The organism is Streptomyces sp. NPDC048521 (genome assembly GCF_043199855.1).
Taxonomy (GTDB): Bacteria; Actinomycetota; Actinomycetes; order Streptomycetales; family Streptomycetaceae; genus Streptomyces.
This window is the reverse complement of record NZ_JBICWR010000005.1, coordinates 80,803-99,650: the sequence shown is the minus strand read 5'-3', so window position 1 is coordinate 99,650 and position 18,848 is coordinate 80,803. Positions and strand designations below refer to the sequence as shown.

The 18,848-nt window shown below is 69.7% G+C and carries 17 protein-coding genes, 1 tRNA gene and 1 pseudogene; 10 read left to right on the top strand and 9 right to left on the bottom strand.

Going from position 1 to position 18,848, the window contains the following annotated elements; translation table 11 throughout:
* The first annotated feature begins 106 nt into the window (after positions 1 to 106).
* Both ACGFRF_RS14095 and ACGFRF_RS14090 read left to right on the top strand, forming a co-directional pair.
* On the top strand, positions 107 to 313 hold the full coding sequence (locus tag ACGFRF_RS14095; protein WP_393739532.1) for a hypothetical protein: 207 nt from the start codon (positions 107 to 109) through the stop codon (positions 311 to 313).
* Positions 310 to 468, top strand: a complete 159-nt coding sequence (locus ACGFRF_RS14090) for a hypothetical protein (protein WP_393739530.1) — start codon at positions 310 to 312, stop codon at positions 466 to 468. Before ACGFRF_RS14095 ends, ACGFRF_RS14090 begins: the two co-directional genes overlap by 4 nt.
* A gap of 161 nt (positions 469 to 629) precedes the next feature.
* Here the strand turns inward: ACGFRF_RS14090 and ACGFRF_RS14085 are convergent.
* The 4 genes and pseudogenes from ACGFRF_RS14085 to ACGFRF_RS14070 form a co-directional block, all read right to left on the bottom strand.
* A pseudogene (locus tag ACGFRF_RS14085) lies at positions 630 to 745 on the bottom strand (GntR family transcriptional regulator); the annotation flags it as partial.
* A 78-nt stretch (positions 746 to 823) separates the two neighbouring features.
* Positions 824 to 1,027 carry a hypothetical protein gene (locus ACGFRF_RS14080; RefSeq protein WP_393739528.1) on the bottom strand — a complete coding sequence of 68 codons (204 nt, stop codon included), beginning with the start codon at positions 1,025 to 1,027 and terminating at the stop codon, positions 824 to 826.
* 530 nt (positions 1,028 to 1,557) lie between these two features.
* Positions 1,558 to 2,424 carry a choice-of-anchor K domain-containing protein gene (locus ACGFRF_RS14075; protein ID WP_393739526.1) on the bottom strand — a complete coding sequence of 289 codons (867 nt, stop codon included), beginning with the start codon at positions 2,422 to 2,424 and terminating at the stop codon, positions 1,558 to 1,560.
* 20 nt (positions 2,425 to 2,444) lie between these two features.
* Positions 2,445 to 3,056, bottom strand: coding sequence for a hypothetical protein (locus tag ACGFRF_RS14070; RefSeq protein ID WP_393739524.1), 612 nt, complete (start codon positions 3,054 to 3,056; stop codon positions 2,445 to 2,447).
* 545 nt (positions 3,057 to 3,601) lie between these two features.
* Between ACGFRF_RS14070 and ACGFRF_RS14065 the strand changes: the two genes are divergently transcribed.
* From ACGFRF_RS14065 to ACGFRF_RS14035, 7 genes are all read left to right on the top strand, one after another.
* A complete protein-coding gene (locus ACGFRF_RS14065) occupies positions 3,602 to 5,317 on the top strand; it encodes a serine/threonine protein kinase (protein ID WP_393739522.1) in 1,716 nt (571 codons plus the stop codon).
* A gap of 183 nt (positions 5,318 to 5,500) precedes the next feature.
* The gene (locus tag ACGFRF_RS14060; protein WP_393739520.1) at positions 5,501 to 6,580 is read left to right on the top strand and encodes a hypothetical protein; all 1,080 of its coding nucleotides are present in this window, start codon (positions 5,501 to 5,503) and stop codon (positions 6,578 to 6,580) included.
* Positions 6,573 to 8,225, top strand: a complete 1,653-nt coding sequence (locus ACGFRF_RS14055) for a polyprenyl synthetase family protein (RefSeq protein ID WP_393739518.1) — start codon at positions 6,573 to 6,575, stop codon at positions 8,223 to 8,225. The genes ACGFRF_RS14060 and ACGFRF_RS14055 overlap by 8 nt, the downstream gene beginning before the upstream one ends.
* Positions 8,222 to 8,902 carry a hypothetical protein gene (locus ACGFRF_RS14050; RefSeq protein ID WP_393739516.1) on the top strand — a complete coding sequence of 227 codons (681 nt, stop codon included), beginning with the start codon at positions 8,222 to 8,224 and terminating at the stop codon, positions 8,900 to 8,902. Before ACGFRF_RS14055 ends, ACGFRF_RS14050 begins: the two co-directional genes overlap by 4 nt.
* 109 nt (positions 8,903 to 9,011) lie before the next feature.
* Positions 9,012 to 9,482 (top strand): hypothetical protein, encoded by a 471-nt coding sequence (locus ACGFRF_RS14045; protein WP_393739514.1) that lies wholly within the window; start codon positions 9,012 to 9,014, stop codon positions 9,480 to 9,482.
* Positions 9,483 to 9,566: 84 nt separating this feature from the next.
* Positions 9,567 to 10,283, top strand: a complete 717-nt coding sequence (locus ACGFRF_RS14040; protein ID WP_393739512.1) for a hypothetical protein — start codon at positions 9,567 to 9,569, stop codon at positions 10,281 to 10,283.
* A 270-nt stretch (positions 10,284 to 10,553) separates the two neighbouring features.
* Positions 10,554 to 11,282: a DUF11 domain-containing protein gene (locus ACGFRF_RS14035; RefSeq protein WP_393739510.1), complete on the top strand. Its 729-nt coding sequence runs from the start codon at positions 10,554 to 10,556 to the stop codon at positions 11,280 to 11,282.
* On the opposite strand, the gene ACGFRF_RS14030 is transcribed toward ACGFRF_RS14035, so the two are convergent.
* The 4 genes from ACGFRF_RS14030 to ACGFRF_RS14015 all read right to left on the bottom strand — a co-directional run bounded on the left by ACGFRF_RS14030 (position 11,220) and on the right by ACGFRF_RS14015 (position 15,681).
* On the bottom strand, positions 11,220 to 13,166 hold the full coding sequence (locus tag ACGFRF_RS14030; protein WP_393739508.1) for a hypothetical protein: 1,947 nt from the start codon (positions 13,164 to 13,166) through the stop codon (positions 11,220 to 11,222). The genes ACGFRF_RS14035 and ACGFRF_RS14030 overlap by 63 nt on opposite strands.
* 571 nt (positions 13,167 to 13,737) lie before the next feature.
* Positions 13,738 to 13,811 (bottom strand) — tRNA-Pro (locus ACGFRF_RS14025).
* Between the two features lie 66 nt (positions 13,812 to 13,877).
* Complete coding sequence (locus ACGFRF_RS14020; protein WP_393739506.1) at positions 13,878 to 14,636, bottom strand: Pr6Pr family membrane protein; 759 nt, start codon at positions 14,634 to 14,636, stop codon at positions 13,878 to 13,880.
* Between the two features lie 118 nt (positions 14,637 to 14,754).
* Complete coding sequence (locus ACGFRF_RS14015) at positions 14,755 to 15,681, bottom strand: metallophosphoesterase (protein ID WP_393739504.1); 927 nt, start codon at positions 15,679 to 15,681, stop codon at positions 14,755 to 14,757.
* Between the two features lie 95 nt (positions 15,682 to 15,776).
* On the opposite strand from ACGFRF_RS14015, the gene ACGFRF_RS14010 reads away from it, so the two are divergent.
* Positions 15,777 to 16,244, top strand: a complete 468-nt coding sequence (locus ACGFRF_RS14010) for a GatB/YqeY domain-containing protein (protein WP_356938574.1) — start codon at positions 15,777 to 15,779, stop codon at positions 16,242 to 16,244.
* A gap of 75 nt (positions 16,245 to 16,319) precedes the next feature.
* Here ACGFRF_RS14010 and ACGFRF_RS14005 read toward each other — a convergent pair whose 3' ends face one another.
* Positions 16,320 to 18,650, bottom strand: a complete 2,331-nt coding sequence (locus tag ACGFRF_RS14005; protein WP_393739502.1) for a transglycosylase domain-containing protein — start codon at positions 18,648 to 18,650, stop codon at positions 16,320 to 16,322.
* Positions 18,651 to 18,848 lie beyond the last annotated feature (198 nt).

Here is an 18,848-nt window from a genome sequence, read left to right as displayed (position 1 = left end):
TCGCGGGCCTCATGCGGAGCGCCCATGCTGAGTAAGAGGGCGCCGTCGTCTTGAGACTTGTCCTTCCCGAAGGCCGAACGAAGGCGCCTGAGAGGAGGAGGAAGTCATGCGCATACGACGAATCCTGGGCCTCGCCCTGGCCGCGGCAACCCTTGCCGGCGTGAGCGCCGTCGGCGCTGTCAGCGCCGGGGCCGCCTCGTCTCCGAACATCTCCAGGGACGACTGCACGGCCGCCGGCGGACACATCGTTTCACGCCCCTACTCCGGCGACGCCTGCGCGCTGCCTGACGGGACCACGCCGGCGATCACTTGACCGGCCGGCACACGGTCGCGCTCACCTACCACGACCTGCGCTTCCTCAAGCCCGGCAACACCACCACCCTGCCCACCGCCTACCAACCGGCCACGCTGCAGCACGGAAACCCGAAGCTCCGGACCGAACGACGGATCTCGCGGGTCTTCGACTGACTGCAGGCGCCGTTCGCCGGGGCTGCTTCCTCGGCGACTACCAAGGCCTGGTGGCAGACGGCAAGGGAGTACGGGCGGTGCTCACCGGGGCCAACTCCGGCGCACCACAGAACCGTACGGACGTGTACACCAGCAGTCCCCGCCCCCGGTGGTTTCCCGTGTGATGCCTCCTCGGCAGTCGCCTGCCTTGGCTCCGGCTGCTCCACGGCGTGGCTGTCGGTGACCCGATCACGGCCATGTGCTTCACAACGCCCGCCCCCGCGTGGGGCCTTCCCTCAGTCCGCCCAGGACTCGCCCTCGGCGATTACGCGCGGGAGCGCCCCGCGGCGCGTGGCTGCGGGGCGCCTTGTGGGGTTCAGTCGATGCTCTCCCCGTCGTGCGTACCGCCCTTGCAGAGGTTGTCCGTCAGATCGGGCATTCCGCCGCCCTGCTTGCACTCAGAAGGGGTGACGTAGGATGCGGCACCCTGGGCGGCGGTGGCGGTGGCGGCGCCTGCGAGGCCGAGTCCGGCGAGGGCTGCCGTGGCGATGACGGCGGCGAGGATTCGTCGAATGCGCATTTGGTTTCCCTTTCACGGATTGCCTCGGTTGGGGCACTTTTCAGCTTGATCTTCACCCATGTGGGTGGCACGTCATGTTGCGCCATTCGGGTGACAGGGCGGTTGGGCGCGGGGTCGGTGACGCGACCCGTCGGACAGGCCCGAAGGGGGCAGCGAGGTCGCCGGTCGTCGTCCTGGACCGGCTCCTGCGAGCGCGCGACGTCTTGACTTCCGCATGATGGGGTGGCAAGGGCGTGGTTCCTCCCGATAGAGGGGCCGCGTCCTCGGCTGCTCGTCGAGTGGTGGCTGAGCCCCTGCCGCCATTCGCGATCAGGTGTTCATGCTCTTGTGCATCGCACGTTGGGCATCACCGCACGAGGCGTAGGACCGGCCGCTGAGATGAACCCGCTCCATCGAGGGCCCCGACGGTGTCGAGGCCGTTCTTCTCGAGAGCATTACCACGGGACGGCTCGTTCCTCTTTGTACCGGCACGGACGGTGACAGGTGAGGCGCACTTCGGCCTCACCTGTCAGTGAGCGGCCGACGTCCGGTCACGGCGTGCTGGTCTTGTTGAACCCCTTGTCCAGGTAGGGGGACTGGTCGACGACGAAGCCGTCGTCCGCGACGAGGCGGGCGATGCCGCCCTGGTCCCGCCAGACCTCGGTGGAGGAGCTGAAGGAGAAGTCGCCGTACTCCGGGTGGTTCTCGTTGGTGTAGACGCGGTAGCGCTGGCCGGGCTGGATGACCGTCCCCGGAGGGAAGGGGAAGGAGTACCCGGTGGGCTTGGCCTCCACCTTCCAGCCGGTGAGGTCCTGCGGCCCGCCGCCCCGGTTGAGGATCTCGACGTATTCGTCCGCCTGGCCGGTGCTCGTGCCCTGGTAGCGAAGGCCCGAGATGATCACGTCGGGCTCTTCGAGCGTGAACATGCACACGACTTCGGCGAAGTTGATGCCGCCCTCCGGGCTGCGGAACTGCTGGACGATCTGGCCGTTGCGCTTGAATCCGCTGAGCACCGCCCGGTACTGCTTGCCGTCGACCGTGACGGGCTGGGGGTGGATGAAGGTCTGCAGGTCGACCAGGTCGTCGTCCGCCGGACTGGTACCTGTGCTGTTGGGCGTCTCGTTGTGGTGGAAGCTGAAGTTGAGGTCGGTCGTGCTGCCGTCCTCGAACATGACGTTGACGGTCAGCTGGACATCGAACTGGCTCGGGCTGACGTTGGTGGGCTTGTTGCGGTGCACGAAGGTACCGATGACGAACTCGGTGCCGTCGAGTTGGACGTCCGCGGCCGCACCGCGGAACTGGTAGCCGCTTTGGCTGCCGGCACTGCCCCACTGGATGTAGTCGGTGCCCACGCCGTTGACCGGTGAGATGGGCGGGGTGGTGGACGTGAAGACGCCGGAGGTGACGACGGTGGTCATGGTGTCTGGTTCCCGCTCTCTCAGTCCTCGTCCTCGATGACCTCGGCCTTGAGCTTGGCCGGCGGCGCGGTGCCGACCTGGGCGACACCGTCGGTGTGGCGGCCGGTCCTGGCTCCGTCCACGGCTTCGAGGCCGCAGGTGTAGACGATGCAGTCCTTGTCGTCGCTGCCGGTGTTCAGGTGCACGTGGTAGGTGAAGGTCAGGGTGCGCCCGTCGTCACTGACCTTGGCCTGGACGGGGGGCAGGTTGCCGCCCGTGGTCTGGTCGATGCGCTTGTACTGGGCACCCACCGTGCCGTTCCAGCGGAATCCGGTGGGGGCGGTGAAGACGTGTTCGCGTTCGCCGGCGTCGACCGTCTCGCTCCAGTTCGGCGTGCGGACGCAGATGTTGATGGTGGTGCCGAGGCCCCCGGGGGCGTCCTCGACCCCGCCTTCCTGCCACACCACGAGGTCCAGCTTCTGGGCCCGGCCCTGTTCGTAGCCCCAGTCGTACCCGTTCGCGTACTGGTCCTTCTCACCGCGCGTGCCGTCGCGCGGCGGGTCGGCGTAGGGCTTTCCGGCGAGCGCATCGGCGCGCCCCTGATCCTCCCCCCGTTTGTAGGCTTCCTTCTTGGTCTGTACGTCGGTGCTCATCTGGCGAGTCCTCCTGGGGCCGTGGTCGAAGCGTGCGACAGAAAGAGAGGCGTCCTGGTGCCGGTCGCCCGGGCCCGCTGGGGGGCCAGAGCTCGGCACCGCACCGCGCGGTTCACCGAACGCGCTCGTCATGAGGGCTGCGCCTGGTAGACGGAACGCAGGCCACCGCCCGTGGCTTCGAGCGGGACGTTCGCGCGGGCATCGCGGGACGCACCGGACTTTCATCCGGGTCCATCGTTAGCCCGCACCAGCCGGTGGTATGCCGCCGTTCCCCCGTTTGGAATGCCGAATCGATTCCGCATCACTTGTTCGAGCGCAGTTGAGGCATGAAACGGCGCATGGGGGCGAGGTGTAGCCCATCAATCCGCGCCCTGTTGAAGCCGCCGGAATGCGCCGCCCCCTTCCCGTACCGATCCGCTTCTTCCGGCTCCTCCCTCGTGCGGGTGGCGGACGCGGTGGCTACTCCCGCGGTGCCCTTCCGACCGGTATTCAGGGGAAATGTCAAAGATGGTGCGGAAGGAGAGGGAGATGCGGGAGACGAGGCCGTGGACGCGGAAGGGGTCGGGCGCCATCGGGGCCGGGCCGCGCTCGTGCTGGGCGGTGGTGGCGTGACGGCCAGGGCCGCGGCGCGGCGGCGTCCGCCGGACGGAGGTGGTCTGCCGGGCACCGTGGCGGGCAACGGTACGGCCGGGTACTCCGGGGACGGCGGGCCCGCGCCGGACGGACAGTTGGCCTTTCCCGCGGATGTGGCTGTGGGAGGCGGCGCGGTTTTCGTCGCCGACCACGCGAACCACCGAATCCGCCGGATCGACGGCACCGGCACCCTGACGACAATCGCCGGGGACGGGCTGCGGGGCTTCGCCGGGGACGGCGCCGACGCGGTGCGCGCCCGCCTCGGCTTCCCGTCCGCGCTCGTGGTCGCCCCGGACGGCGCCCTGCTCGTCGCCGACGAGATGAACCACCGGGTCCGCCGGATCGATCCCTCGGGTGTCATCGGCACCGTCGCGGGAGACGGCTCGCGCGGTGAGGGCGAGGGTGACGGCGACGGCGGCCCGGCCGACCGTGCCCGGCTGAACGCTCCGTGCGCCGTGGCCGTCGACGCGACCGGCCGGCTGTACGTCGGGGAGGCGGGCACTCCCCGAGTGCGCAGGATCGACGGCGACGGCGTCATCAGCACGGCCGTCGCGGCAGCAAGGTGGTCCGGTGGCTCCACTGCGGCCGACGCGGGCGAGGCGTTCCTGCCCGCCGGCTTGGCGGTCGACGGGGCCGGTCGGCTGTACATCGCCGACCCGGAGGGCCGGCGGGTACTGCTGCTCGGTACGGACGGGGCCCTTACGGTACTGGCGGGACCGCCGGACGGGGACACCGGCGCCACGGCGGTCGACTGGGGCGCACCGTGCGCGGTGACGGTCGACGGCGAGGGCGTGCTGTACGTCGCCGACCAGACCGGACACCGCGTATGGCGGTTGGCTGACGGAGCGGCCCGTGTCGTCGCGGGGCAGCCGGATCCCGCCACCGGCGAGGCCACCGCGTCCGTCGACACGTCCGATGCCGTCGTCCGCGCCGCACTGCGTTACCCGTGTGGTCTCGCCGTGGATCCGGCCGGTCGCCTGCTTGTAGCGGACAACTTTCACCACCGGATCGCGGCCGTGCCCCTCACCACACTCTCCGGGGACACGGAGCCTGTGCGGGAGGAGAAGCCGAGGTCGGACGGGGAGCCGCAGCGGGAGCGAGAACCCGAGCGCGAGCGGGAACCCCAGCGGGAACCCGAGCCGGAACCGGACCGGGGAGCCGACAGCGTGCCGACCGGTGACGGCGGCACCGCGTCCGCGCAGCCCGCCCGGCTGTTGGTCCGGCAGGAGGTCGGCCTGGAGGTCCAGCGCGGACAGAGCGAGTTGATCCACGTACGGGTCTCCTCTACCGACCCCTGGGCCCCGGGACGGGTGGAGCACACCTTCACGGCTCCGACGGGTTTCGTCTTCGACGGCCGGGTGACCGGCGCGTACTACCGGGCGGATCGCACGGTGCTCCCCGGCGGAGGCCCGACGGGGACGGTCGGGAACGACGGCCGATCGTTGGTCGTCACGGACGAGCCCCGCCTGAACACCCCCGGCCATCCGGCGGCTGCCCTGGTCTACACGCTCGGCATCCGCGCCCTGAGCGACGCCGAGCCGGGCCGGTACACCGACGGGAGTGCGGTGATCGCCGGCCAGCCGGGAGTGCGCCTCAAAGCGAGCGTTCTCGGAGACGACGAGGACTGACGGCGACCGACGAGGGCACGCGTGCGATCCGAAGCCGTCCGTGGCGGACCCCGCCATGGGCGGCTCTTTGCGTCCTCAAACCCTGAATGCAGAGGTTATCGTTTCTGTGCTCCCAGGTCACCCTCATGACGGTCACGATTTGCAGCTGATCGGTGACCCTGGGTTAGCGTTCGAAACGTGCTCATGCCCGCCCTCCCGAGGTTCGGTCCGCAGGGTCCCTTCCCGCACGCCCCACTCGCCCACCCGCTCGACCGCAAGTGGCTGCACTACGCGTTCCTGTCGCGGTGCGGGCAACAGGCACTCATCGCGAACCTCTCCGTCCTGGGCTCCTCCACCGGCTCGGTATTCGCCGATCCGGGCGCTCCCGCCACCGGGCTCCGCAGCGGCACGGGCACGGCGGCCGAAGGACAGCACATGGCGATCCTCCTCCTCTACGGGGAGGGGCACGGCTGGAGTGCGACGCAGTTCAACGCCGAACAGCCCGAAGTGCCTTGGTCGGCCTTCCGGCTGCCACATCCGCATGGAGAGCCCAGCGCGTTCCGGGTGGCGGCCCGCTCGGCGGCGCCGACGGTGGACGTACGGCTGACCCGGACCAGCAGGCCGTGCACCTCGCAGTGCGCGCCGTTCGGCGAGGACGAGCATCTGCGGTGGCAGTCGGAGCCCGGCGTCCTGGGCACCGGAACCCTGCGGCACGGCGACGGTGCGGTGACGGAGACGGACCTGCTCGGCTACCACGAGCGGGTACGCGGGCGGTGGTCCTGGCCCACGCTCGGCGGCTGGGTGTTCGGATTCGTCAACGACCCCTCAGGCCCCGTCGGCCAGGCCCCGCCCGCGGCGGTCGTCTTCACCCTGCTCCAGCCCGCGTACCCCGCGGACGCGGCCAACGGGTCGGTGATGCTGTGGCGCGACGGGCGCATGGTCCGGCACTTCCCCCGACGCAATCTGAGGGTTGCGGTGAGCGGCGGCCTGGACCGCGACCGGGTGGCGATGGTGCCGCCGCTGGCGGGCCTGCTGGGCACCCCGCCGATGGCCGCGGTGCCCGGCCGGCTGCTGATCACCGCACGGCTCGGCGACGACCGTCTCGTCCTCGACTTCCGCTCGCACACGGCGGGCCGGATCATCAACCCATCGGAGACGAGTCTGCACCCGTTCAGCGTGCACGAGACCCTCGGCCCGTGCACCGTCGAGGGCCGGGTCGGCGGACGCCGTATCGGCTTCCACACCGGGGGCATCGTGGAGTTCGCCGGGGGTGCCCATGACTGAGACCGTTCCCGCGTTCACCGGTGCCCGGCTGCTGGACGAGACGGTCGCCGCCCTGTCCGACCGGGCGCCGGCGATCCTCGCCGCCGCGGCCGACCACCTGCGCGGCATCCGGCTGGGCCTGCACTTCAACGACGGCAGCCACGCCACACTCACCGCACGGCACAGCCGTATCGTGGTGGACCGGGACCGTTGCCCGGACCCGGATGTCGAGGTCGCCTTCGACAACCGGGCCATGAACCTGCTGTTCGACCTCCAGCGCCCGCCCGTCGACCAGGTCCTGCCCGCCAGCCTCGACGTCCGCGGCTCCCGTGAGGACACCCTCGCCGTCTGGCGGGCCTTCACCCTGCTGTCCCAGCGCGCGGCGGGCCTGCGCAGTATGCAGGAACTGTGGGGGGCCTACCGCGAACAGGCCCCTCAGCTGTGGGGCAGCGCGACACCCGCCGCCCGGGAACCGGCCACCGACCCGGTCGACTGGACGGCGCTGGACTTCCTCGCCCGACGCTCCCCCGAGGACGCGCCGGCGCCGCCCGCGCTGATCGGCGACACCACCGTCACCGCGCCCCGCCTGCTGTGGGACGGCCGCACCAGCACCGACTGGTCGCTGGAGGACACCGTCCAGGACGCGGACCTCATGGAGACCATGCTCCGGTGCCGGGCCCGCACCAACGAGGAGATCGAACGGCTGCTGCCGGACCGTGAACCGCGTGCCGAGCTGTACGACCTCATGCGCTCCTACCCCGCCCGCCAGGGCAAGGGACTGCGGCCCACCCTGACCATCGCGACCTGTGCCGCATTCGGCGGGCGCCCCGACGACGCGGTACGCGCCGCCGCCGCACTGGAGCTGTTCCACAACGGCTTCCTCGTCCACGACGACATCGCCGACGAGTCCACGCACCGGCGGGGCCTGCCGACCATGCACGAGGAACACGGCCTGGGGCTGGCCGTCAACGTGGGTGACGGGTTGAACCTGCTCGCCGTCGACGCAGTGCTGTCCAACCTTGAAACACTCGGCTTGGTCCGTACGCTCGGCCTCATCCACGAGGCGGTGCACATGTGCCGGGAGTCCATCGAGGGCCAAGCCGTGGAGCTGGGCTGGATCCGCCACGAGGTCGTTCCCGAGACCGACGACGCCTACTTCACGATGAGCACCAAGAAGACCGGCTGGTACACCTGCATCAGCCCGTGCCGCATCGGTGCCGTCTGCGCCGGCGTCACCGACCCCGCCGTGCTGAGCCGTTTCGACGAGGCGTTCCGCCTGATCGGCATCGCCTTCCAGATCCAGGACGACATCCTGAACCTGGTCGGCGAGGAAGCCCTCTACGGCAAGGAACCTCTCGGCGACCTGCTCGAAGGCAAGCGCACCGTGATGCTGATCCACCTGTTCCGCACCGCGTACGCCCACGAACGCCCCCGCCTCTTCGATGTCCTGCGGCAGCGCCGTACCGACAAGACCCAGCAGCACGCCGAGGAACTCCTCGCCGCCATGCGCCGGCACGGCTCCATCGAGTACGCCACCGACCTCGCCGACCGGCTCGCCGCCGAAGGCATCGCCCGCTTCGAAGAAGACCTCCGGTTCATCCCCGAGAACGAAGGCAAAGCCGTCCTGCGGCAGATCGCCCACTACGTCACCTCAAGGCCACTGTGACCACCACCCCGCCCCCGCCCCCGTCGGCCGACCCCACCGCCACCGGCCCGCTGACCCCCACCGACCACCGGGCCTTCGCCTTCCTCGGCCACGTCAACAGCAGCCTGCGCCAGTGCCTGTGCACCCTGGCCAGACACGGCGTGGCACTGCGCCACCACACCCCCGAACGCGCCCGCCTCCTGCTCGACACCGTCCGGCCCTGGCCCCTCTACAAGGGCGGCCAGTTCCTCTTCGACCTGATGGAGTGGGAGGACCTCATGGTCGACGGTGACCCCCCGCCCGTGATGCCGGCCGAGCGGATCGTCTCCGCCTGCACGCTTCCCGTGCAGCTGCTCGCCGCGGCCACCGAGGAGGCACCGGGGGTGACGAAACTGGTTCCCGGCCAGCGCACGACCGCTGCCCTCGACCTCCCCCTTCGCCTGCTGACCACCACCGCCCGCAACACCCTCCTGGGCGCCGCGCAGGACCTCACCGACCTGCTCGGACCGCGCGCCGCCCACGACGACGACGCGGGTTACGCCACCGACCCGGAGCCCGTCACGGAGGACACTGTCGCCGAACTGCCGCCGCTGGAAGCGGGCTTCTACCTCTACGAGGACATCGCCCTCGGCGCCTTGTCCGTCCTCGGCCCGCTCCTGGCCGACCACGCACCGACCGACTCCGCGACATCCGCCTAGCTCATGACACCCGTCCCCGCCCCTGACGGCCCATGAGCGGGCCCGGTCCCCAAGCCCGCCACCGGCGGATCCGCTCACGCGGACGCACCCATCCACAGAAGGGATACCCATGGCCACGCAGACCCAGGCCCCCGTCCAGCCGGGTTCCGAGAACAAGCTCTACATCCTCCAGCAGGGCATCGTCGAGGACGCCCCGGGCGGAGTCCCGGCCCACCTCAGCTTCGGCATCCTCAGCACCGTCCCCGACCCGGTGAACCCCGGAGACATCACCTTCACCCTGAAGGCGCCCACCGGCTTCGTGTTCACCGGCTGGCTCTCCTGGGCCTACCACGACGTCAACACCCTCCAGGCGAAGGGCAACCTGGAAACCACCCAGGGCACCCTCGGTGACGGGGGCCGCACCCTGACGTTCACCCACAACCCGTACCTGTCGACCAACCAGGAGTGCCTCGGCTACGGCGCTCAGGTGACCGCCGTCGACGGTGCGACGCCGGGCCGCTACACCGACGGCCAGCTCAAGGTGGGCGCCGCCAACCCGATCAAGCTCAAGGGCCGCGTCCTCGACCCCAACGAGGACTGACCGCCCCCGACGAACCGGCTCGTCGGCGGTTCCGGCACTCACCCGGGCCGCCGACGGCCCCAAGCGGCGTAGAAAGGACGAAGCATGCTCGAAACGGAAAACACACCGGCGGCCCGCAGCAGGGGCACAGCCATGCCGGTGCTGCCGACGCGGCGGACGGCACGGGATGCCTGGGGCCTGGGGGTACTGGCGGCGACGATGCTGATGGCGTCGCTCTTGCCCGCCAACGCAGCCACGGCGCAGGCACAGCCTGCCGCGGCTACGCAGACCACGGCAGCGCGTGACCCGGAGTGCATCCAACCGGGCAACGCGTGGCTCAAGCCGCAGTTCTACTGGCGGAACGTGTTCGGCACCCGGTTGGGCGAAGGCGTGATCAACGAATCGTCGTCGCCGAACCCGTTCGGCGGGCGGATCGCGCCGGGGTCGACGTTCACGTTCAGGTGGCGCCCGGACACCACACGCAATCCCGTGGGATCGCAGTACCACATCCACCGGGTCAATCTGGCCTCGGTCATGGCGGTGGCCGATGTCGAGTGGGTTGCAGGGCCGGGGAGCCTCGCCGGGACGACCCTGAGTGCCCAGGAGACACCGCCGCACAAGCTGGCAGACACCGTGGTGAAGTTCCGGATCAAGCCCGGTACGGAGGGACGTACCGCCACCCTCTCGTCGGCCGACCACAGCCTGACCACCAAGTGGCTGTTCGCCAACATCAACAACCTCTGGGAGAACTTCGGAAGTATCTCCTTCACCGTCGCCAGCCGCGCCAGTCTCGGCTGCACATCGTCTTCGGTTCTCGGGTAGGGGGGCGATGAGGTGACGCGTCGGTCGGTGTGCCTCTGACCGACACGGAGGGGCCGCGGATCCAGCCGCTGGGGACTGTCGCACCGCCCTTCTCCAGCCCTTGAGGCGGCCCCTTGCCGACGGCGTCGCCGCAGCCGCGGTCCTGCACCTCATGTGCACGGCCGCCGTTCTGCCGGTCATCGACCACGACAAGCACACGGCCTCCCACCCCGGATCACCTGGCGGCGCCTGAGCCACTTGGCCCGTGCGTCTCCGTGTCTTCCTGGAACCTTGCGTCAGCGAGGACGCCACCTCGACGCCATCGCCGAGCACGGCGCACTCCCGGCCGATAGATGGGCGCTGAATGCGCACGCGAGAAGCGACGACCAGGCGTACTACGACGCCACGGCGAACAAGGTCGTGTTCCATCTCGGCAACGGCGCTTCCGGCGCGGCAGGTGGCAGCCTGCCCAGCACCGCGACCCAGTCGGCGGGGACCACGGTGGAGTACCGGGTCACCATCGACCGGGCCAGCGGCGGCAAACAGATCACGAACACTGCCACCGCCTCCTACGAGAACCGGCTCGGCGACAGGCCGGAGTCGTTGACCTCTACCTGCAACGAGCAGGTCACGCAGGTCAAACCGGCTGCCGACCTGACCGTGACGAAAGCGGTCGACGCGACCACCGTCACCGTCGGCCAGACGGTGACCTACCGCATCACCGTTCACAACACGGGCCCGAACGGTGCCACCGGCGTCACCGTCACAGACCCGCTCTCCGACAGCCTCACCTTCCTGTCCGCCGACGGCACGTCGGGAGGCTACGACCCCGCCACCGGGCGGTGGGCGGTGGGCGAGCTGGATGACGGCGCCACCGCCACGCTCGTGCTGCGGGCCAAGGCCACCGAAGTCGGACTGATCAGCAACACCGCGATCGCCACCGGCAAGCGGGTTCGGCTACTTGGGCGGGGGCGTGGGCCAGGGCGTTCCGTTCGCGGCAGCGTCGAGGAGGCCACCTAGGCGGAGCCATGCCGTGGGCCCCGCATAGCTGGCTGGGCTCGTTGCAAACCGTTGCCATGCCTCGGAGCTGTTACCAAGGGCGGTGCGTACGACCGAGGTAACCGCTGGGTGCGCTGTTTGCCCGTGAGGCCCTTTGGCCTTGAGAGCCGTCCAGGCAGGCAGGACGCGGATCAGTTCGGTCTCGGTACCGGGTAGGTTCAGCACGGCGTCGACCCACGCCTCCCGCAGGTTCGGTCCACCGCCCAGGAGTCGGCGCAGACTCTGCGTGAGGGCCAGCAGCGCGCGCTGCGGATCCGAGTGGCATGTCAGTATGTCCGCGAAGGACAGGTCGCGGTGGTACGCACGGGAGGCGAAGGCCAGCAGGGCCCTCTCCACGAGGCTGTCATCGCCCGGGTGCCGCCGCAGGTAGTCATCGAGGACAGTGTCCGGAGCTCCCGCGAGGTCGCGCACGGTGACCTGGTCCGGCCGGCCGAGGGACGCGGTGCGCGCCGGCCCGGGATCCGGGAGCGGTTCTGCGGTCATCCGCTCGATGGTGTCAAGGAGTTCACGCGCCTGCTGGACGTCTGAGTCCAGCCCGTACCTGCCGTAGTCCCGGCGCCCCGCCAGCCCACGTCTCGCCTCACGGCAGATCGTGCGCGCCTTCTCCTTCACCTCCGGGGTCACCACCGGCAGGTGCTGCAGCAGGTCGCGCACCCAGCGCAGATCTTTCGCCGAGCGAATCGGTGCTTCCCGATCGGGTTCCCACAGCTCCAGAGCAACGGCCGCATGCTTGGCGAACTTCTGGGCCAGGAAGGCCAACTGGTCCTGAGAGGTTCGCCAAACGTGAGGGCGCCCGTACTTCTGCGCCTGATCGGGATTGAGGATGTACCGCCACCTACCTTCCGCAGCAGACGCGATGCGGGATATGGCAGTCCGGCAGCCGAAACGCAGACCGTACTCGTCGTCCGACAGAATTCGGTCGATGCGCTTGCGCTGCTCAGGGATGAGTTCCGCCAGATCATTCGCGAAGTGCTCCCTCACCGATTCCTCTGTTGCCCCGTTCCGGCGCATGCGGCACATCCGGGTGGTGAGCACGGAGTGCGGGAAGGAGGCGAGGTCGTCCTGGGCGACCTCCGCGAGGAGTTCTGGCTCAACGTCCCAGGGGATGCTGCCGAGCAGGTGCTCTCGGATGACGTGACCGGCGTCTTTGTCGTCGGACCACTCGACGAGGAGCCGGTGGTGTTCCGGATGCGTGGTCACGACCTGCTTCCACATGTTTTGCCAGGCCCGCTCGGCAGCATCCTGCCTCTCTAGCCACGTCGACGTCGCCTCACCCTCTTTCTCGTCGACGAGTGGATAGGACGGCAGTAGATCGACAGCCGCAGTGATGACGGCGCTGTGCAGTCGGTGCTGTCGCAGTACCAGTTGGGCATCCGTCGGGGTTTCCAGCAAGTCGACCGTCATGCGCTGCGGGACCGGTGCCCGTTCGCGGAGCGCCTCCGCGACGGCGTCAGCTACCATGCCGTCAGCCTCTGCCGAGCCGAGGCGGCCGAGCTGGACGGCAGTACAGCGGCGCAGCGATTCGCGCCGCAACTGCGGTGTGCAGGAGGAGTGCGACAGAGCCAGCAGAGCCAGATCCATGGACGGTCCGTAGAACGGATCTGACTGCGGTGGCTTCCTCGCCAGGTCGCTGTCGACCGCGGCTTCCAGCAGCCACGACGGAGCAGAACTGCCGCAGGGGCCGCGCAACAGCGCTTCGAGCAGCTCCCGTCGCTCTTGCCCGTCTTTCATCGACCGGGCGTGCTCGGCGGCCATCCGCGAGGGCGGATCATCTGCTCCACTGTCGGCGACGATCGCGCACAGGAAGTTCAGGGGAAGACTGGGGATGGCTCCACCGCTGGCCATGAGGCTCCGATTCGTGTCGAGGGCTCGCCTGAGTGCTCGTCCGAGTCCCTGCCCGGGTGGCTGATCGACTCCGGGTCGACACGAGGACCACCGCGCTTCGGTGCGGAGAGCGTCTTGCCATGGTGCCGTAGGGCACTGACACCCATGTCATTCACGGCCGCGGTCAGCCGGATCAAGAGAACTCCCCGGAATGCTCCGTGCGAAGTCTCGGCCGCTTGCCCGCACCTGGGCAACGGGGATCCACAACGAGAGACTGCCGACAGACATGGCCATTCATGCCTCCGACGTAGATCGGCGCGCTCCGCGAGCTGACATGAGACCGATGCCTCCTGCCGGGCCGGAGGGCCCCAAGCGCAGGCTCGGGAGCACTGGCAAGGCCGCAGCGGAGAGGCGCACAGTCGTGCGACGGCTTCCCCATGATTGCCAGCAGCCGCCTCCGTTGGGATGGAAGGGGAGCGGCTGGGAGCCGGATAACGAGGTTGGCTCCCAAATGGCTCCCAGGAGCCCCGGCGAATGAATCAGGGGCCCGACCCGCTCTCGCGGATCAGGCCCCTGACCTGGTACTACGGCGTCGGGGTGGCGGGATTTGAACCCACGACCTCTTCGTCCCGAACGAAGCGCGCTGCCAAGCTGCGCTACACCCCGATGTCGCTGCTTCTCGCGGCGACGACGTTTACTTTAGCCCACCGGTGGCTGTAGACGAAATCCGGTTTAGACGCGGTGGCGGACCGGGGCCGGCCGGGCGTGGTCCAGGGCCACGAGGAGGACGGCCAGGGCGTAGATCGCGAGGCCCAGGAGGAGGGCGTTGGCCAGGGTGCTGCGGTAGCCGTGGGCGGCCACGTCCAGGAAGGGGTAGAGGTGGCGGGAGGGGTCGGAGGGCGGGAGGAAGGCCGCCCGGGTCAGAAGGAAGGCCAGGTAGGCCAGGGGGTAGAGGAGCCAGGCCGCGGCCTGGCGGAGGTGCAGGCGGGCCCCGGGGGTGAGGAGCAGCCAGTCCAGCAGGGCCGCCGCGGGGACCAGCGTGTGCAGGATCTGCAGCGCCGCCCACTGGGCGTGCCAGCGTTCCGGGGCTGTCGTCGCGCCCGTCATGGAGAACGGGGGCGTCGTATGGGCCAGCAGCAGGTGGTAGACCAGCGCGGAGATCACGACGTAGAGGAGTGTGGCGCCCGTCACGGCGGACGGGAGCGGGCGGCGGGCCCGCCAGGCCCTGCGCGCCGACAGGAGCATGACCACGGCCAGCAGCACGTTGGCCTGGACGCTGAAGTAGCTCAGGATGCGGGCGGGGGTGCCCAGCAGGAGTTCCAGGGCGACGCCCGCGGCCGCTGCCACGGCGATCAGCAGACGGAACACCGCCGTCGGGGGGCGGCGGACCGGGGCCACCACCGCCGTGGCCGGCACCGGGGCGGGGAGCAGCAGGGGTGGGCCCGGGACCGCGGGCAGGTCCGGGATTTCCCTGGGTATCGGGGCGGTCATGCCCTCACGCTAGGAGCGGGGGAGGGGCGCGGCCATGTGGGCTAGCCCAAGTGGGTTACGCCTCCACCCACTTCCTCCTCCGTTGCTCCCCCGCCCCTGCTCAGTCGGCCTTCCCCCTTTACTCCCGCCCCACCAGCGTCAGCAGCGTCGCCTCCGGGGGGCAGGCGAAGCGGACCGGGGTGTAGCGGTTGGTGCCGCAGCCTGCCGAGACGTGGAGGTAGGAGGTGTGGCCCTCGGCCGTGTGGGTGGAGAGGCCCTTCACCCGGTCCGTGTCCAGGTCGCAGTTGGTGACGAGGGCGCCGTAGAAGGGGATGCACAGCTGGCCGCCGTGGGTGTGGCCGGCCAGGATCAGCGGGTAGCCGTCCGCCGTGAAGGCGTCCAGGGTGCGCAGGTACGGCGCGTGGACCACGCCCATCGAGAAGTCGTACGTGCCGGACGGCCCGCCGGCCACCTGCGCGTAGCGGTCGCGCTTGATGTGCGGGTCGTCCAGGCCGGTCAGTTCGATCGACACGCCCTCGACCTTCAGGACACCGCGCGTGTTCGTCAGATTCAGCCAGCCCGCCGCGTCGAAGCCGTCGCGCAGGTCCTCCCACGGGTTGTGGATCGCGCCCACCGCGGGCGCGTTGCCGTTCAGGCCGTGGCGGCCGTTCGCCTTCTCCAGCAAGTAGCGGGCCGGGTTGCGGAGTTTGGGGCCGTAGTAGTCGTTGGAGCCGAAGACGTAGGCGCCCGGGAACTCCATCAGGGGGCCGAGCGCGTCCAGGACCTCCGGCACGCCGTGCGGGTCCGACAGGTTGTCGCCGGTGTTGATCACGAAGTCCGGGCGCAGGCCCGCCAGCGACTGCAGCCAACGCTGCTTCTTGCGCTGGCCGCTCACCATGTGGATGTCGGAGACCTGGAGCATGCGCAGTGGGCGCATGCCCGGTGGGAGGACCGGGACCGTCACTCGTCGGAGGCGGAAGGAGCGGGCCTCGAAGCCCGCCGCGTACGCCAGCCCGGCGGCGCCTGCCGCCATGATTCCCAGAGGTACTCCGTATCGCGCGCGCATACGACCATCGTGTCAGACCCCGGCAGCACCACCAGACCGGCCGGCCCTTTAAATCAGCGGGCGTTCCGCGCGCTGCACCTGCGACAATCGAGCCCATGACCACCACGCTCAAGTCGAAGCTGCACGACGACCTCAACGCCGCGATCAAGGAGCGCGACGAGCTCCGCTCCTCGACCCTCCGGCTGACGCTCGCCGCGATCACCAAGGAGGAGGTCGCGGGGAAGGAGAAGCGTGAGCTCTCCGACGACGAGGTGCTGAAGGTGATCACCCGCGAGGCGAAGAAGCGCCGCGAGGCCGCGGACGCCTTCGCGCAGGGTGGTCGTGCCGAGCAGGCCGAGCGGGAGAAGGCGGAGGGCGAGGTGCTCGCCGAGTACCTGCCCAAGCAGCTGTCCGACGACGAGCTGAACGCGATCGTCGCCCAGGCCGTGGAAGAGGCGAAGGCGGCCGGTGCCGAGGGCCCGCGGGCCATGGGCGCCGTCATGAAGATCGTGAACCCCAAGGTGGCCGGTCAGGCCGAGGGCGGCCGCGTCGCCGCCGCGGTGAAGAAGCTCCTCCAGGGCTGAGCGACCCGACCGGAAGACGTACAGAGCAACACAGGCAGTGCGGTACGGCGGCCCCGCCGCCGTGCCGTCAGGGACCTAACCTCGCTGGCCCCCGTTGCCGTTGCCGTTTCTGCCGCCGTTGCCCTGGCCCTGGATGAAGTTGCCGGGGAGGGAGAAGGTCGGCGTCGGGACGGTGCCGCCGATGGCGCCGGTGGTCGTGCCGGCCGTGGTGGCGCCGTCAGTGGCGCCCCCGTCCGTCAGGCCGCCGATCAGCCCCCCGATCACCTGTCCCGGGTCCTCGTTGGTCCCCTCGTGCTCCCCCCTGTCGCCTTTTCCCTGGCCGTCCCCGTTGTCCTCCTCGGGGATGTCGACCAGGTTGAAGTCCGGCGCGGGCTTGCCCTCCAGGGCGCCGGTCATCATGTCGCGCCAGATCGGGCCCGGGACCGCGCCACCGAAGACCTTGTCGTAGGGGGTGCCGCCGATGGTGATGTTGATCATCCGCCGCTTGTGGGCCGGGTCGCCGACCCAGACCGCGCCCGCCATGTTCGGGGTGTAGCCGACGAACCAGGCGGCGAAGCGCTCGTCCGTCGTACCCGTCTTGCCCGCGCTCGCGCGGTTGTCGAGACCGGCCTCCTGGCCCGTGCCGTCCTCGACCACGCCCTTGAGAAGCGTGCTGACGGTGTCGGCGGTCGTCTCCGACATCGCGCGCGAGCAGGTGGACTTCGGCACCTCCAGGGACTTCTGCTCCCTGCCGGCCTTCTGCGTGATCGACTCGATGGCGACCGGGCTGCAGTACATACCGCGCGAGGCGAAGGTGGCGTACGCGCTCGCCATCGTCAGCGGGGACATCTCCTGGGTGCCGAGCGCGATGGAGGGCGCCTGGTCGATCTTGCGGCCGTCCGCGCGCGCCACCCCCATCTTCTTGGCCATGTCGACGACCGGGCAGATGCCGATGTCGCTGATCAGCTGCACGTAGTAGGTGTTGACCGACTTGGCGGTCGCTTCCTTCATGCCGTACGGGCCGTGCTCCGACTCGTTCTCGTTCGTGAGCTTCTCAGGCTTCCTGGGGTTGTTGCGCCAGGTCTTGCCGTCGCACGCGGACACCGGGCTCGGGTACGTCATCTCGTACGGCGACGAGTACTGCTGTGTCGCGGGCTTGCCGCCCTCGATGGCGGCCGCGGCCACGATCGGCTTGAACGTCGAACCGGGCTGGTAGCCGGCTCCGCCGCCCATGTCCTGGTTCACGGACAGGTTGATCTGGGTCTCGTGCTTGCCGAAGCCGTACGGCCGGGACTGCCCCATGGCGAGGATCTTGCCGGTGCCCGGTTCGACGATGGTCGCGGCCGTCGCCACGCCGTCGCTCTTGTAGACGTGTTCCTTGATCGAGTCCTGCACGGACTGCTGTGCCTGCGGGTCGAGCGTCGTCCGGATCGTCAGACCGCCCTGGTTCCAGAGCTTCGCCCGGACCTCCTTGGTCTTGCCGAAGGCCGGGTCGGTCAGGAAGACCTCGCGCACGTAGTCGCAGAAGAAGCCGGCGCCCTGGACCGCGGTGATGCAGCCGTTCTTCGGCTGGCTGGTGCGGAGTCCGAGCGGCTTGCCCTTGGCCTCGTCGGCCTCCTTCTGGGAGATGTCGCCGAGTTCCGCCATGCGCTGCAGGACGATGTTGCGCCGCTTGGTGGCCTCGGCCTCGTCGTTGACGGGGTCGTAGCGGCTCGGGGACTGCACGATGCCCGCCAGCAGCGCGGCCTCCTGCACGTTCAGGTTCTTGGCGTGCTTGGAGAAGTAGCGCTGGGCGGCGGCCTCGACGCCGTAGGCCTGCTCGCCGAAGAAGGTGATGTTGAGGTAGTTCTCGAGGATCTTCTTCTTACCCAGCTGTTCCTCGATCTGGATCGCGTACTTCAGCTCGCGGATTTTGCGGCCGAGGGTCTGCTGGGTGGCCTGGGCGACCTTCGTCGGGTCGTCGCCGGCCTCCTCGATGAAGTAGTTCTTCACCAGCTGCTGGGTGAGCGTGGAGGCGCCCTGGGCGACCCCGCCTTCCTGCGCGTTCTTGTTCACCGCGCGCAGTACGCCCTTGAGGTCGATCGCGCCGTGCTTGTAGAAGCGCGAGTCCTCGATGGCGACGATCGCCTTCTGCATGTACGGCGAGATGTCCTCGAGGTCGACCACCGTACGGTCGCGGGAGTAGACGGTCGCGATCTGGTTGCCCCGGTTGTCCAGGATCGTCGTGCGCTGACTCAGCTGGGGACTCTTCAGATTGGCCGGGATCTCGTCGAAGCTCTTGACCGAGCCCTTGGCCGCGAGGCCCAGCGCGCCGGCCGCGGGCAGCGCGATGCCGGCCATCACGGCTCCCGCGAGCACACTGACACCGAGGAACTTGGCGGCCTGTTGCGTTGCCGACAGGCCACTGCCCGAGCGCTTCTTTGGCATGGGGGCAGCCTAATCCGTACTTATGAGCGTTCCGAGGGACCGGCCCCCCGTCGGGATGTTCGGGTGCCGGATCGTGACGTACGGGAGGAGAGTGCCGGGCGGCGTCGAGCGGTGGCGGGCAGCCCCGAGCAGCGCCGGACCTCGGCGGGCAGTGCCGGACTCCCCGGCGGGCGGTGCCGTTGCACCTCACGGCGCGGC